Source organism: Microbacterium sp. K41 (genome assembly GCF_004794395.1).
Classification (GTDB): Bacteria; Actinomycetota; Actinomycetes; order Actinomycetales; family Microbacteriaceae; genus Microbacterium; species Microbacterium sufflavum.
The window spans coordinates 1-563 of the sequence record NZ_SSDO01000041.1 but is presented as its reverse complement, the minus strand read 5'-3'; the positions used below and the strand labels follow the sequence as shown (position 1 = coordinate 563).

The 563-nt window shown below is 76.2% G+C and carries 1 protein-coding gene; it reads left to right on the top strand.

The genetic code is table 11. From position 1 onward, the window contains the following. Positions 1-563: hypothetical protein (locus DW309_RS19155; protein WP_205812570.1), on the top strand; the 563-nt coding region annotated here is incomplete at both ends.

Below are 563 nucleotides of genomic sequence, written 5' to 3'. Positions count from 1 at the left end.
CGGGGTCGACCGCGGGCTGTGGCTCGACCTGCTGGGCGTGGCGTGGATGCCCGGTGGTCTCACGGTCGCCGGGGTACTGGGGGCGGCGGTGCTGCTTCACGCCCGAACGCTGCTCGCGGCGGGCGCGTCACTGTCCACGGCCCTCGCGGTGTCGAGCGCCGTGGAGCTGGACCGCGGGACGCCGCTTCCGTTCACGGCCGCCCTGTGGATCGTCTGGCTGGCGCTGGCGCTGTGGTCGGGCGCGACGATCCTGTGGGTCGCGCGGCGACGCTCCTCCCCCGACCGGGAGGCGGCCGTATGGCTCGCGATCGCCCACTTCGCCCTGCTGCTGTGCGGCGTGGGCGGCTTCACGGTCACGACGGACGGCGGCGGCTCCCTGCTCGGCACCGCGTTCGCCGCGGCCGTGCTGCCCGCGTGCGTGCTGTTCGCTGCGGCCTCGTTCGTGCTCACCGCGATCGCCCGCGCCCCCGACGCCGTGGAGCCGGCGCGGGCCCGGTTCGCGGTCGGAGTGCTCCTGGTGTCCGCCCTGCTGGCCGCCTACGGTGCGGTCGCCGCGACGATCG